At 47.7% G+C, this 14,254-nt stretch carries 9 protein-coding genes and 5 pseudogenes; 5 read left to right on the top strand and 9 right to left on the bottom strand.

The genetic code is table 11. From position 1 onward, the window contains the following. Window positions 1-18: 18 nt before the first annotated feature. From mioC to TZ48_RS23165, 9 genes and pseudogenes are all read right to left on the bottom strand, one after another. A complete protein-coding gene (mioC, locus tag TZ48_RS23205) occupies window positions 19-456 on the bottom strand; it encodes an FMN-binding protein MioC (protein WP_112481039.1) in 438 nt (145 codons plus the stop codon). 23 nt (window positions 457-479) lie between these two features. Then, window positions 480-1,841 carry a tRNA uridine-5-carboxymethylaminomethyl(34) synthesis GTPase MnmE gene (gene mnmE, locus TZ48_RS23200; protein WP_112481037.1) on the bottom strand — a complete coding sequence of 454 codons (1,362 nt, stop codon included), beginning with the start codon at window positions 1,839-1,841 and terminating at the stop codon, window positions 480-482. A gap of 98 nt (window positions 1,842-1,939) precedes the next feature. Further along, a pseudogene (yidC, locus tag TZ48_RS23195) lies at window positions 1,940-3,561 on the bottom strand (membrane protein insertase YidC). A 2-nt stretch (window positions 3,562-3,563) separates the two neighbouring features. Further along, window positions 3,564-3,821, bottom strand: coding sequence for a membrane protein insertion efficiency factor YidD (yidD, locus tag TZ48_RS23190; protein WP_081936191.1), 258 nt, complete (start codon window positions 3,819-3,821; stop codon window positions 3,564-3,566). Beyond that, a pseudogene (rnpA, locus tag TZ48_RS23185) lies at window positions 3,788-4,110 on the bottom strand (ribonuclease P protein component). Before rnpA ends, yidD begins: the two are co-directional and overlap by 34 nt. A 42-nt stretch (window positions 4,111-4,152) precedes the next feature. Then, a pseudogene (rpmH, locus tag TZ48_RS23180) lies at window positions 4,153-4,289 on the bottom strand (50S ribosomal protein L34). Window positions 4,290-4,510: 221 nt separating this feature from the next. Beyond that, window positions 4,511-5,244: pseudogene (locus TZ48_RS23175) on the bottom strand (amino acid ABC transporter ATP-binding protein). Beyond that, window positions 5,241-5,912: an amino acid ABC transporter permease gene (locus TZ48_RS23170; RefSeq protein ID WP_112481035.1), complete on the bottom strand. Its 672-nt coding sequence runs from the start codon at window positions 5,910-5,912 to the stop codon at window positions 5,241-5,243. Before TZ48_RS23170 ends, TZ48_RS23175 begins: the two are co-directional and overlap by 4 nt. A 69-nt stretch (window positions 5,913-5,981) precedes the next feature. Continuing rightward, complete coding sequence (locus TZ48_RS23165; protein WP_112481033.1) at window positions 5,982-6,746, bottom strand: amino acid ABC transporter substrate-binding protein; 765 nt, start codon at window positions 6,744-6,746, stop codon at window positions 5,982-5,984. 407 nt (window positions 6,747-7,153) lie between these two features. Between TZ48_RS23165 and dnaA the strand changes: the two genes are divergently transcribed. The 5 genes and pseudogenes from dnaA to TZ48_RS23140 all read left to right on the top strand — a co-directional run bounded on the left by dnaA (window position 7,154) and on the right by TZ48_RS23140 (window position 14,192). After that, window positions 7,154-8,560, top strand: coding sequence for a chromosomal replication initiator protein DnaA (dnaA, locus tag TZ48_RS23160; RefSeq protein WP_038224178.1), 1,407 nt, complete (start codon window positions 7,154-7,156; stop codon window positions 8,558-8,560). An 87-nt stretch (window positions 8,561-8,647) separates the two neighbouring features. Further along, window positions 8,648-9,748, top strand: a complete 1,101-nt coding sequence (gene dnaN / locus TZ48_RS23155; RefSeq protein WP_042502452.1) for a DNA polymerase III subunit beta — start codon at window positions 8,648-8,650, stop codon at window positions 9,746-9,748. A gap of 15 nt (window positions 9,749-9,763) precedes the next feature. Beyond that, entirely contained in the window at window positions 9,764-10,846 is a 1,083-nt protein-coding gene (recF, locus tag TZ48_RS23150; protein WP_042478135.1) for a DNA replication/repair protein RecF, read from the top strand. A 12-nt stretch (window positions 10,847-10,858) separates the two neighbouring features. Continuing rightward, window positions 10,859-13,275, top strand: a pseudogene (gene gyrB, locus TZ48_RS23145) (DNA topoisomerase (ATP-hydrolyzing) subunit B). Window positions 13,276-13,757: 482 nt separating this feature from the next. Beyond that, window positions 13,758-14,192, top strand: coding sequence for an Hsp20 family protein (locus TZ48_RS23140; protein WP_112481031.1), 435 nt, complete (start codon window positions 13,758-13,760; stop codon window positions 14,190-14,192). Window positions 14,193-14,254 lie beyond the last annotated feature (62 nt).

Genomic DNA, 14,254 nt, shown 5'->3' with positions numbered 1-14,254 from the left:
GTTTGATAAGACGGGTGTCTATTGAAACTTGCTCAGGTGCTCATTGAGCCATTCTTCCGCCGCATCTTCTGGCACGGGATGGTTGAGAATGTCGATCTCCAAGCAGTCCGTCAGTGGCGTGCCACCAATATCCTCAAGTAGCGAGTAGGCGTGTTTGCCTGCCGCGCAGAAGGTGTCATAGCTAGAGTCGCCAATACCGACCACGGCAAACTTGACTTCAGACATGCGAGGTGGGGTCGCTTGCAGCGCAGCAATAAATGGCTGAATGTTATCTGGGTATTCACCCGCACCGTGTGTTGAGGTGATAACCAGCCAAGTACCTTGTGCAGGTATGTCTGCGAGCTCTGGTTGGTTATGTATGGTGGTCTCTAGACCTTGCTCTACCAGCAAATCACTTAGGTGGTCGCCCACGTACTCAGCGCCGCCAAGTGTACTGCCTGTGATGATATGAATCATTGATGTTCCTTTTTCAATACCGCTTATTTACCAATACAGAAAGACGAGAAGATGCGTCCGAGTAGATCATCTGAGCTGAACTCACCGGTGATCTCATTCAAGTGCTGCTGAGCAATGCGCAGCTCTTCTGCCAAAATTTCGCCCGCCATATAGCCTTCTAGCTGCTGCTGGCCAATATCAAGGTGCTCGGCAGCACGCTCCAAGGCATCAAGGTGGCGGCGACGAGCCATAAAGCCACCTTCACTGGCACCAGAGAAGCCCATAATGGACTTAAGGTGCTCGCGAAGGGCGGGTACGCCTTCCCCTGTGCGCGCAGAAAGGCGAATTAACGTCGGATCGTTAACGTGGCAGATCCCCAGTGTTTCACCGGTTTCGTCGACCTTGTTGCGGATCACTGTAATGCCGATGGACTCAGGTAAGCGATCAATAAAGTCAGGCCAAATCTCTTTTGGATCCGTTGCGTCAGTTGTGGTGCCATCAACCATAAATAATACACGGTCTGCTTGCTCGATCTCTTCCCAAGCTCGCTCAATACCAATGCGTTCCACTTCATCAGACGCATCACGCAGACCTGCGGTATCGATGATGTGCAGTGGCATACCATCAATATGGATGTGCTCACGTAGAACGTCACGAGTGGTGCCGGCAATATCAGTCACAATCGCTGACTCTTTACCAGAAAGGGCGTTGAGTAGGCTTGATTTACCCGCATTTGGGCGCCCAGCAATGACCACTTTCATGCCTTCACGCATGATGGCGCCTTGGTTGGCTTCTTTGCGCACAGAATCGAGATTATCGATGATGGTTTGCAGATCGCCCGCCACTTTACCGTCGGCGAGGAAGTCGATTTCTTCTTCAGGGAAGTCAATCGCGGCCTCAACATAGATGCGCAAATGGATGAGTGATTCCACCAGCACTTGAATGCGTTTCGAGAACTGACCTTGCAGTGATTGCAGGGCTGATTTTGCCGCTTCTTCTGAACTGGCATCAATCAAGTCGGCAATCGCCTCGGCTTGGGTTAAGTCCATTTTGTCGTTGAGGAACGCACGCTCACTAAACTCACCTGGCCTTGCAGGGCGAACACCTGGAATGAGCAAAATACGTTTAATCAGCATATCCATAACCACAGGACCACCGTGGCCTTGAAGTTCAAGCACATCTTCACCGGTAAAGGAGTGCGGATTAGGGAAATAAAGCGCAATACCTTGGTCGAGTTCGCCGCCATTCTCATCTTTGAATGGCAGGTAGTCAGCGTAGCGAGGCTTGAGAGTTTTGCCTGTTACTTGCTGTGCGACTTCTTGAGCCAAAGGGCCAGAAACGCGAATGATGCCCACGCCACCGCGGCCTGGGGCTGTGGCTTGTGCCACAATGGTGTCTGTTGTCATTGAATTGCCTATTCGCCGTGCTTTAGCCAAATTGTAATCATGGTCAATGAAAAAGGCGACCACTAAGGTCGCCTTTTATTTAATCGAATCGGTTTGGACTACTTAGAGTGCAGACCTTTCTTCTCGAGCGCTCGGTAGATCAGCGTTTGCTGGATAAGCGTCACGATGTTAGAAACCAACCAGTATAGAACCAGACCTGATGGGAACCATAGGAAGAAGAAGGTAAACATAACCGGCATAAAGGTCATGATCTTCTGCTGCATTGGATCCGTTACCGTCGTTGGGCTCATCTTCTGGATCAGGAACATACTTGCGCCCATCAGTAGAGGCAGAATGAAGTATGGGTCTTGAGCCGAAAGGTCATGAATCCAACCAAAGAATGGTGAGTGACGAAGCTCAACCGATTCCATTAGTGCCCAGTACAGAGCGATGAAAATAGGCATCTGTAGCAAGATTGGTAGACAGCCACCCAGTGGGTTAACTTTCTCTTTCTTGTACAGTTCCATCATCTCTTGGCTCATGCGCTGACGGTCGTCGCCGATACGCTCACGCATTGCTTGCAGCTTAGCTGAAGCATACGCATTTTCGCCATAGAGGTGTACTGTGCTTTCGTTAGTGGGTACATCGCACCACGTACGATGAAGGTCAAACAGATGATAGCTAGACCCCAGTTCACCACAATACCTTGAATGAACGACAGTAGTGTATGAAGTGGTTTCGCAATGAACCATAGCCAGCCGTAGTCCACTACTAGGTCTAGGTTTGGGGCCACTTCCGCCATTTCGTCTTGCAGTTTTGGACCTGCCCAAAGCGTTGCTGTAAGTGTCGCTGCTTGGCCATCGGCAATCGTCGTGTTTGGCATACGAACACCGATATCACCTAGGTTACCAATCACGCGAGTGTAAAGGTTAGTACCTGGTGCTTCACGTGGGATCCACGCGGCTGCGAAGTAGTGCTGGATCATCGCTGCCCAACCTTGACCATCAGTCAGGTTAAGAGACAGGTTGCGATCTTGCATATCTTCGAAGCTGTATTTCTTGTAGCGAGTGTCTTGAGTTGAGTAAGCACCGCCATTGTAGGTTGGCATTGTGATGCTGCCGCCTTTGTCTTGAAGATTTTGACGAAGGTGAGCGTACATGCCGAACGTTGCATTTTGACCAGAGTTGTTGTTTACCGTGTATTCAACATCAATGTCGTATTTGCCACGTTTTAGAATGAAGGTTTTGGTGTAGCTGATGCCATTCGCTTCGAATGTCATTGGTACACGTAGCTCGTCTTGACCGTCAGCCAGCGTGAAGCTGTCTGCAGATACTGAGTAAGCTGGACGGCTTGTGCTGCTAAGGTCGATACCTTGAGGGCCTACCAGACCACTTTGAGCAATAAACTGGTGACCTTGTGAGTCTTTTAGTAGCTCAAACGGGTCGCTAGATTCCAACTCGGTTGCGTACTCGTTTAGGTTTGCGGTAACAACATCACCGCCCACAGTTGTGACACCTAGGGTCAGTACGTCGGTTTTCACTGTGATGATTTTATCTGCGGCCGCTGTTGTGTGGCCTGGTGCAGGATCATGCTCATCAGCGAAAGATGGCGCAGGTAGAGTACTGCTTTGCGTCTGCTGAGTCGGAACTGGCGCTGGATTCTTATAAGATTGCCATTGTTGGAACAGCAAAAAAGAAACCAAAGCCAAACCGATTAACAGAATATTACGTTGAGAATCCATCGTTATTTATCTCTGTCTTGTTTTTGGGCTGGTGGTACGGGGTCAAAACCCCCTTCATTCAAAGGATGGCATTTTAATAGACGTTTGCCTGATAACCAACACCCTTTTACAAAACCGTGAGCTTTAAGAGCTTCTATTGCATAAAGAGAGCAAGTTGGGTTGAACCGACAACGTGGCCCAATAAGAGGACTGATGACCCATCTATACAAATAGACGAGACCGATTGCTAACCACGCGAGGGGCGAGACAGGCGATGCCATAGCTTATCTAGAAGTTGGAACATTTCTTCATTGCTCAGAGTTTGCGCACTCTTTTTCGCAATTACAACAAAATCTTTGCTAGGAAGTTCGTGTTGTTTGTTACGAAAACTTTCACGTACCAAGCGCTTGAAGTGGTTTCTGCCGACAGCTGTTTTAATCTGCTTTTTAGGAACCGCTAGACCAAGGCGAGGGTGTGATAGCGAGTTTTTGCGGGCAATGATGGTGAAATGGGGGAGCCAGCTCGGTGAGCTTGCTTAAATACATTTTGGTAATGCTCGGGAGTTAACAAGCGTAACTCCCGAATAAAGGCATGCTTTTTCAAAATAGAAGATTATTTTGAAAGGCGAGCACGGCCTTTAGCACGACGTGCGTTAATTACTTTACGACCGTTCTTAGTCGCCATGCGAGCACGGAAACCGTGAGTAGCTTGCGCTTTAGAACTGAAGGTTGAAAAGTGCGTTTAGACATGGTTATTACCTTTACTGATCAGTAGTTTTAGGTTCTCGTTGAACCCGGCGTGGGACTTATTTCCCGTCTTATTCTCTATATAGAGATAGAGAGGAAATCCGACGCCTCTCAACAAAGAGGCGGAATTGTAATCACTGACTCGTCAAGAGTCAATAATCAGTTCAACTTCAATTCCAGCCGGCGAATTATACTTTTTGTGAGCTAGAGCGCAAGGATCATTATTAGATCCCAACCTGATTTAGGAATTTTTTAAGTTGGATATCCTGTGGATCATTGAATATTTGCTCCGGCGTTCCTTGTTCTACGATGTGGCCGTTAGCATGAAGATCACTCTATCAGCGACCTCTTTAGCAAACTGCATTTCGTGAGTCACAACCAACATGGTTTGATGCTGAGTTGCGAGCTTTTTCATAAGGTTAAGTACTTCACCAACCCACTCAGGATCGAGTGCTGAAGTTGGTTCATCGAAGAGCAACAGCTCCGGTTGGAGCGCCATAGCGCGGCCAATACCGACACGCTGTTGCTGTCCACCGGACAGGGAAGCAGGGTATTGATCCCCTTTATCGCCTAGACCGATGTCATCGAGAATTTGCTGTGCTTTTTCAAGCGCTTGGTCTTTTTTCCAGCCTTTTACTGTGATAAGACCTTCGGCAATGTTCTGACGCGCCGTCATGTGCGCAAACAGCGCGTAGTTTTGAAATACAAAGCCGGTTTTACGGCGCAGTGCCAATACTTCGGCTTTAGTGTGGTTTTGACAATCGACCGTCACATCATCAATGGTGATCGTACCCTTGTCTGCTTGCTCAAGAAAATTTACGCAGCGCAGCAGCGTCGATTTTCCGGTACCGCTTGAGCCAATAATGACGATGATTTCACCTTGTTTGATATCAATATCGATACCTTTTAGGACTTCTGTATCGCCAAACTGCTTGTGGATATTTTCCAGTTTAATCATCGTTGATATGCCTTGTTCAATCTTTGTTCAGCCCACAGTTGCACGCGAGTAAGCACTAACACCACGCCCCAGTAGATCAGAGCCACTGCCAAGAAAGCTTCAAAGAAGCGGAAGCTGGATGACGCCTCCATTTGAGCCTTGGCCATGATTTCAGCCACGCCGAGCGTAAAGGCCAGCGATGTCGATTTGATCATGTCGATGAAATAGTTCATCAGCGATGGCAAAGCGACACGGGTCGCCTGTGGCAGAATAATGCGGCGCATGGCTTGGCTGGTCGTCATACCCACAGACAAGCTCGCTTCCATCTGATTGCGATCAATACCGATGATGGCAGCGCGAATACTTTCTGCCATATAAGCGGCGAAGTGGAGCGTTAAACCGATGACGGCCGCACTAAACGCATTCAGTCCAACCATCCATGGGAAAATTTGTGGTAGACCGTAGTAAAGCAAAAACAGCTGCACCAAAAGTGGGGTGCCGCGGAAAAAGCTAATATAAAGCTGACTGAGCTGATCGAGGACAGGGATCTTGAAAACACGAATATTCGCTAAGATGACTGACAAGATCAGAGAGAACAACAGTCCCCATACTGCCATTTCCATCGTAGTGCCAAGATACTTGAGCAGTATCGGCATCAGCTCCAGCATATATTGAAAATCAAATCCCATAACGTTACCAAACTTCTAGAAAAACAAACGCCCACTAACAAGCGTAGTGGGCGTAATAATAGTGATCACTTACTTTTTAGTGATGTCTGCGCCAAACCACTTCTCAGAGATAGTCGCTAGCGTACCATCTGCACGCATGTCTGCCAGTGCCGCATTCACCTCTTGTTGCAGCTTTTGACCTTTTTCGTTGTTCACGAATGGCCATGCGTTCTCAATCGTTTCGAACGGTTCGCCCGCTAGCTGCAGAGGTAGGCCTGTCTTCTTGATAAGTTCAAGTGCAGATAGGCGATCCATCACGAAGGCATCAGCGCGACCAAGGGCTACATCGTGTTCAATACCTGTGTCGTAGGTTTTCACGTTGATTTTGTTGTCCTTATCGTAGCTGCGTAGTAGCTGTTCAAAGTTAGAACCCAGGTTTACCGCCACCGTTTTACCTGCGAGGTCTTCAATACCTTGAATGCTGTCATTGCCTTTGCGAACGGTAATCTGTGCACCATCAATCACGTATGGGTTGGCAAATAGGTATTTCGCTTTACGTGCATCGGTCATAGTGATCTGGTTAGAGATAGTGTCGATACGACCAGTCTCAAGTAAACCAAACAAACCTGAGAAGTTCGCAGTCACGTACTCGACTTTGTAGTCGTTTCTGCGACCAATTTCGTCCCAAAGGTCAACTTCAAACCCTTGCAACTTGTCTTGCTTAACAAAGGTAAATGGGAAGTAGCGACCAGACATGCCGACTTTCACTTCTTGTGCGGTTGCAGCATAAACTGCTTGAGATACGGTTGCAGAAAGCGCTAATGCCGTTAGTAGGCCTTTAATCCAGTTTTTCATTGTACTACTCCTACCATTTATGGGGATTCAATTTATGCAGGGGATGTTACTGGTAAAACTGTCGATAAGTTAAATAACGAGTTGTTATTAACCATAACAAATCCGTGGTTGAACGCTGACTTTTTGCTCATCTTTGTTCAGAGTTTGATCAAACTCGATGACAGCTTGAACACGGATCTATACACAAGTTAGATCATGTTTCGCATTTTGTGGGTAGATCTGTGTTTTGTGCATGCGTTTGTGAGTAAAATTAGGGCAATTTGTGTGGATCAAGCCAAATCGACCGAAAAAATTGTGAATAACTTAGATCTTATTCACTGGATCGCCGATCATTTGCTGGCGATCTTGGTTATCAACAGGTAAAATTACCAATCTTTTCCAATTCCAATAAATAGAGTGAGAGCACCGTGTCATCTTCGCTTTGGTTGCAATGTTCGCAACGTCTACAAGAAGAGCTACCCGCTACCGAATTCAGCATGTGGGTTAGACCCCTACAAGCTGAGCTTAATGACAACACCCTAACTCTATTTGCGCCTAACCGCTTTGTACTCGACTGGGTGCGCGACAGATACCTCAACAGCATTAACCGCTTACTGAAAGAGTACTGTGGTAATGATGTGCCGAATCTACGTTTCGAAGTCGGCAGCAAGCCGGTTTCTGCGCCGCCAGCGCCCAAGCCAGTAAAGACCGCGGCCGACGTTGCGGCTGAGTCTTCTGCACCTGCGCAGCTGCAAGCGCGCCAACCTGTGCATAAAACCTGGGATGATGAGGCAGAAGTCTCGGACATCAACCACCGCTCGAACGTTAACATTAAGCATAAGTTCAACAACTTCGTTGAAGGTAAGTCGAACCAGCTTGGTCTTGCTGCGGCACGTCAGGTGGCGGATAACCCTGGTGCGGCCTATAACCCGCTGTTCTTATATGGCGGAACAGGCTTGGGTAAAACTCACCTATTGCACGCTGTGGGCAACGCCATTGTTGATAACAAGCCAAACGCAAAAGTGGTGTACATGCACTCGGAGCGTTTCGTTCAGGACATGGTTAAGGCGCTACAAAACAACGCAATTGAAGAATTTAAGCGCTACTACCGCAGTGTTGATGCGCTGCTTATCGATGATATTCAATTCTTCGCCAATAAAGAGCGCTCGCAAGAAGAGTTCTTCCATACCTTTAATGCGCTGCTTGAAGGTAACCAACAGATCATCCTGACATCGGATCGTTATCCGAAAGAGATCAATGGCGTAGAAGATCGCCTGAAATCTCGTTTTGGTTGGGGCTTGACCGTGGCGATCGAACCACCTGAGCTAGAAACTCGCGTGGCGATCTTGATGAAAAAAGCCGAAGACCACCAAATTCACCTAGCCGATGAAGTGGCCTTCTTCATTGCTAAGCGTTTGCGTTCAAACGTTCGTGAGCTGGAAGGTGCCCTAAACCGTGTCATTGCTAACGCCAACTTTACCGGTCGTCCAATTACCATCGATTTTGTTCGTGAAGCGCTGCGTGACTTGCTCGCTCTGCAAGAGAAGTTGGTGACCATTGATAACATTCAAAAGACGGTTGCCGAATACTACAAGATTAAAGTTGCGGATCTGCTTTCTAAGCGTCGTTCTCGCTCTGTGGCTCGCCCGCGTCAGCTGGCGATGGCACTAGCGAAAGAGTTGACCAACCACAGCCTGCCAGAGATTGGCGATGCGTTTGGTGGTCGTGACCACACGACCGTGTTGCATGCGTGTCGTAAAATCGCTCAGCTGCGTGAGGAGAGTCATGACATTAAGGAAGACTATTCCAACTTAATTCGCACGCTTTCTTCATAATAGTGGCATAATCACTATAATTAGCATTCAAGTTATTGTATTTCGCATATAAGTGGCATGGATTGCCATCTTTACGAAGAGTTATCTATGAAATTTACTATCGAACGTCATCACCTACTAAAGCCGTTACAACAAGTTTCTGGTGCATTAGGCGGCCGTCCTACATTACCTATTTTGGGCAACTTGCTTCTTAAAGTAGAAGAAGGGGTGCTTTCTCTTACCGCAACAGACCTTGAGGTCGAGTTGGTAAGTAAGGTGACGTTAGAGAGTGAATTTGAAGCGGGCAGTGTGACCGTACCTTCACGTAAGTTCCTCGATATCTGTCGTGGGCTACCGGATGACTCAACAATCACTATCGTACTAGAAGGCGATCGCGTACAAGTGCGCTCTGGTCGTAGCCGTTTCTCCCTATCCACATTGCCAGCGAGCGATTTCCCAAACATTGAAGATTGGCAGCAAGAAGTGGCGGTGACGGTGACTCAAGCTGAGCTTAAGTCATTGATCGACAAGACTCAGTTCTCAATGGCGAACCAAGATGTGCGTTACTACCTAAACGGTATGCTGTTTGAATTAGACCAAACAACATTGCGCTCAGTGGCGACTGATGGTCACCGTATGGCGGTGGCAACGGTGGCGCTAGAAGGCAGCTTTGACAACAAACAGATCATTGTGCCGCGAAAAGGTGTACAGGAGCTTTCTAAGCTTCTAGATGCGCCAGAGCAGCCAGTCACGCTGCAAATTGGTAGCTCGAACATCCGTGCTGAAGTGAACAACTATGTCTTCACTTCTAAGCTTGTTGATGGTCGTTTCCCAGATTATCGCCGCGTAATGCCGCAAAATACCGACAAAACACTCGAAACAAACTGTGATGAGTTGCGTCAGGCGTTCTCTCGTGCCGCGATTCTATCGAATGAGAAATTCCGCGGTGTTCGTGTCAACCTAGCGGACAACGAGATGCGCATTACGGCGAATAACCCAGAGCAAGAAGAAGCCGAAGAGATGCTTGACGTCAACTTCCAAGGTGACGCGCTCGAGATTGGTTTCAACGTTTCTTACGTTCTCGATGTACTTAACACGCTTCGCTGCGACCAGGTACGCATGTCGATGTCCAATGCCAACGCCAGTGCGTTGATTGAAAATAGTGAAGATGACAGTGCCATGTACGTGGTGATGCCGATTCGTCTCTAAGACGAGCATGATGTTATGCCGCTTACGCGTTTAATCGTACAGCAATTTCGAAATATTAAAGCCTGTGATATTGAACTATCTACAGGCTTTAACTTTATTATTGGCCCCAACGGCAGTGGCAAAACCAGCTTGTTGGAGGCGATCTATTTGCTTGGTCATGGGCGCTCATTTAAGAGTTCGCTCACCGGTCGAGTGATACAAAATGACTGCCAAGAGCTGTTTGTACATGGCCGTTTTTTGAACTCGGATCAATTTGAGATACCCATTGGCATTAATAAGCAGCGCGATGGCTCAACAGAGGTTAAAATAGGCGGTCAATCTGGGCAAAAGTTAGCTCAGCTTGCCAAGGTTCTGCCGCTGCAACTTATCCATCCAGAGGGCTTTGAATTGCTCACTGATGGCCCTAAGTTTCGCCGGGCATTTATTGACTGGGGTGTATTTCACTCTGAGCCAGGTTTTTTTGAGGCTTGGGGTCGTTTTAAGCGTCTCAGTAAGCAGCGCAATGCGCTGCTGAAGACGGCCACCAGCTACCGAGAATTGAGCTACTGGGATAGAGATTTAGCCCAGTTGGCTGAACAAATCGATGGTTGGCGCCGCACCTATGTCGAGCAAATGAAAACCTTGGCTGAAGAAATGTGTCAGTCTTTTCTGCCGGAGTTTGAAATCAAACTCGGTTATTACCGTGGCTGGGAAAAAGACACGCCGTATGGCGAGCTCTTGGAGCGTAACTTTGAGCGTGACCAAAGTTTGGGATACACCTTTAGTGGCCCCAATAAAGCCGATTTAAGAATTAAAGTGAACAACACCCCTGTAGAGGATGTGTTGTCTCGTGGTCAGCTAAAACTGATGATGTGTGCGCTGCGCCTTGCGCAAGGGCAGCATCTTGCAGAGTTGACCGGAAAGCAATGTATCTATCTGATAGATGACTTTGCTTCAGAATTAGATAGCCTGCGTCGTAAACGCTTAGCGGATTACTTAAAACAGACTCAGGCTCAAGTTTTTGTAAGCTCTATTACCGAAAGCCAAGTTGCCGACATGATTGACGAAAATGGCAAGATGTTTCATGTGGAACATGGCACAATAGAGCAAGGTAAATAGTGAGAGAAACTCATGTCAGAAAATTACGATTCATCGAGTATTAAGGTACTAAAGGGTCTGGATGCGGTACGTAAGCGTCCGGGAATGTACATCGGCGACACGGACGATGGAACCGGTCTACACCACATGGTTTTTGAGGTGGTTGATAACTCAATTGATGAAGCGTTAGCTGGTCACTGTAGCGACATTATCGTGACTATTCATGAGGACAACTCTGTTTCTGTTAGCGATGATGGCCGTGGTATTCCAACGGAAATGCACCCAGAAGAGCAAGTGTCTGCCGCAGAAGTTATCATGACGGTACTTCACGCTGGTGGTAAGTTCGATGACAACTCGTACAAGGTATCGGGCGGTCTGCACGGTGTAGGTGTATCGGTAGTAAACGCACTGTCCAAACAAGTCACACTGACAATCCATCGTGGCGGTCACATTCATACTCAAACTTATCACCACGGTGAGCCACAGGCGCCACTGGCTGTGATTGGTGATACCGATAAAACGGGTACAGAGATCCGTTTCTGGCCAAGTGAGGAAACCTTCTCAAACGTCGAGTTCCACTACGACATTCTTGCCAAGCGTCTACGTGAACTGTCGTTCCTAAACTCTGGTGTTTCAATCAAGCTTGTCGATAAGCGCGAAGAAGACAAAATGGATCACTTCATGTTTGAAGGTGGCATCCAAGCATTTGTTGAACACCTAAATACCAACAAGACACCAATCATTCAGAAAATCTTCCACTTTGATAACGAGCGTGATGATGGCATCACAGTTGAAGTGGCGATGCAGTGGAATGATGGCTACCAAGAAAACATTTACTGCTTTACCAACAACATCCCTCAACGTGATGGTGGTACTCACCTTGCGGGTTTCCGTGCCGCACTAACGCGTACGCTGAACTCGTTCATGGATAAAGAGGGCTTCTCTAAGAAAGCTAAGACAGCGACATCAGGTGATGATGCTCGTGAAGGTTTGACCGCCATCATTTCGGTGAAAGTGCCAGATCCGAAGTTCTCAAGCCAGACCAAAGATAAGCTGGTTTCATCAGAAGTGAAATCCGCGGTTGAGTCTGCAATGGGTGAGAAACTGTCTGAGTTCCTAGTGGAAAACCCAGCAGAAGCGAAGATTGTTTGTACTAAGATCATTGACGCCGCTCGCGCACGTGATGCAGCGCGTAAAGCGCGTGAGATGACACGTCGTAAAGGCGCTCTAGACCTAGCGGGTCTGCCTGGTAAACTGGCTGACTGCCAAGAAAAAGACCCAGCGCTTTCTGAACTGTACATAGTGGAGGGTGACTCTGCGGGCGGTAGTGCTAAGCAGGGTCGTAACCGTAAGAACCAAGCGATTCTTCCACTAAAAGGTAAGATCCTAAACGTTGAAAAAGCGCGTTTCGATAAGATGCTGTCTTCACAAGAAGTGGCAACGCTAATTACAGCTCTAGGCTGTGGTATCGGCCGTGACGAGTACAACCCAGATAAACTGCGTTACCACAATATCATCATCATGACCGATGCGGACGTCGATGGTTCTCACATCCGTACGCTGCTGTTGACCTTCTTCTACCGTCAAATGCCAGAGCTTATCGAGCGCGGTTACGTGTACATCGCTCAGCCACCGCTTTACAAAGTGAAGAAGGGTAAACAAGAGCAGTACATTAAAGATGAAGATGCAATGAACCAGTACCAAGTGTCTTTGGCATTGGATAACGCCGCTCTGCACGTCAACGCTGAAGCGCCAGCACTAGCCGGTGAATCACTAGAGAAGCTGGTGCAACAGTACAACGGTGCAGTGAAGGTTGCCGAGCGCATGGCTCGTCGTTACCCACACGCCCTTGTGAGTGAATTCATGTACACGCCACGCCTAACGGCTGAGCAGTGTCACGACGCAGCGGCGGTTGAAGCATGGTCTAAGCAGCTTGTTGAGCAGCTAAATGCCAAAGAAGTGGGCGCAAGCAATACAGCTTTGAGGTAGAACAGCATGCTGAGCTAGGTCTGAACCTACCGAAAATTATCGTGCGTACTCACGGTGTGACCCATGAGCATGTACTGAGTATCGACCTACTGAACTCGAAAGAGTACGGCAAGCTAGCGTCTCTATCAGAAGCTCTAGAAGGTCTGATCGAAGAAGGTGCTTACGTGAAACGTGGTGAGCGTACTCAACCGGTGAGCAACTTTGAAGATGCCCTAAACTGGCTAATCAAAGAATCGCGTCGCGGTCTGAGCCTACAGCGCTACAAAGGTCTAGGTGAGATGAACCCAGATCAGCTTTGGGAAACCACAATGGATCCTGAAACACGTCGTATGATGCAAGTTACGATTGAAGATGCGGTTGGCGCAGACCAACTGTTCACGACGCTAATGGGCGACCAAGTAGAGCCGCGTCGTAACTTCATCGAAGAGAACGCACTCAAAGTAGCTAACCTAGACGTTTAGATTGATTTCTCTTGGCTGGCTGAACTGATTTCCGCGTCGAAGGTGCTCATTTATGATTATAAACTGCGCGCCTTCTCCTTGAACTCAGTTCACCCAGCTTCGAAAAATCAATCTAAAAACAAAAAAGACTGCCTTACACGGCGGTCTTTTTTGTTTTTAACTCTATGAAAAATAACCGTTATAAAAATAATTTAAGAAAATGGCTTGAAAGCGAATTTCGTCATCCCTATATCTAGTTATGAAGAGGGAGCTGTCTTGCTCAAGAGAGAAGAAACAGACCTTTTAAACGCCAGCAAAGTATCGCTCAGTGGAGGATAGCTTTAACGGCACACTTTAAAAACTGATTTATTACTACGTCCCCGAACAGCAAGGCTGTCAGTGGAGTGGTGGATGAATCCCTTAGTCGTCACTACACCCGTTTATAGGCTGGGTGTAGGTGAAAACTCACGGCTAAGACTATTGCTTACTATGAGGATAGCATTATGAGAACTGTAGATTTCACTCCTTTATACCGCAACGCAATTGGCTTCGATCGTCTATTCAACATGATGGAAGCGAACTCAGCGAAAAACTCTTCTGGCGGTTACCCTCCATACAACATCGAGCAACAAGACGAGAACCACTTCCGTATTACTATGGCTGTGGCTGGCTTTGCTGAAGACCAACTCGATCTGACTCAAAAAGAGAACATGTTGATTGTTAAGGGTGAGCGTAAAGCCGAAGAAGGTAAAAACTACGTGTACCAAGGTATCGCAGAGCGCGATTTCGAGCGTAAGTTCCAGCTCGCTGACTACGTGAAAGTCGTCGGTGCAAGCATGGAAAATGGTCTTCTTCACGTTGATCTAGAGCGCGAAATTCCAGAAGCGATGCAGCCACGTAAAATTGAGATTGGTGGCAACAAACTGATTGAAGGCTAATCATTTCGCTGAAATGAAAGCCCTGATATAAAGAGTGAAAGAGCGCCAGAAGGCGCTCTTTT

The sequence above is a fragment of the Vibrio variabilis genome, from assembly GCF_003263785.1.
GTDB classification, from domain to species: domain Bacteria; phylum Pseudomonadota; class Gammaproteobacteria; order Enterobacterales; family Vibrionaceae; genus Vibrio; species Vibrio variabilis.
This window is presented reverse-complemented; position numbering and strand designations above follow the sequence as displayed.

Coding starts and splice junctions, on each gene's coding strand:
- TZ48_RS23170 (WP_112481035.1), bottom strand. CDS start 5,912: ATGGGATTTGATTTTCAATATATGCTGGAGCTGATGCCGATACTGCTC.
- yidD (WP_081936191.1), bottom strand. CDS start 3,821: ATGGCATCGCCTGTCTCGCCCCTCGCGTGGTTAGCAATCGGTCTCGTC.
- mnmE (WP_112481037.1), bottom strand. CDS start 1,841: ATGACAACAGACACCATTGTGGCACAAGCCACAGCCCCAGGCCGCGGT.
- dnaN (WP_042502452.1), top strand. CDS start 8,648: ATGAAATTTACTATCGAACGTCATCACCTACTAAAGCCGTTACAACAA.
- recF (WP_042478135.1), top strand. CDS start 9,764: ATGCCGCTTACGCGTTTAATCGTACAGCAATTTCGAAATATTAAAGCC.
- mioC (WP_112481039.1), bottom strand. CDS start 456: ATGATTCATATCATCACAGGCAGTACACTTGGCGGCGCTGAGTACGTG.
- TZ48_RS23165 (WP_112481033.1), bottom strand. CDS start 6,746: ATGAAAAACTGGATTAAAGGCCTACTAACGGCATTAGCGCTTTCTGCA.
- TZ48_RS23140 (WP_112481031.1), top strand. CDS start 13,758: ATGAGAACTGTAGATTTCACTCCTTTATACCGCAACGCAATTGGCTTC.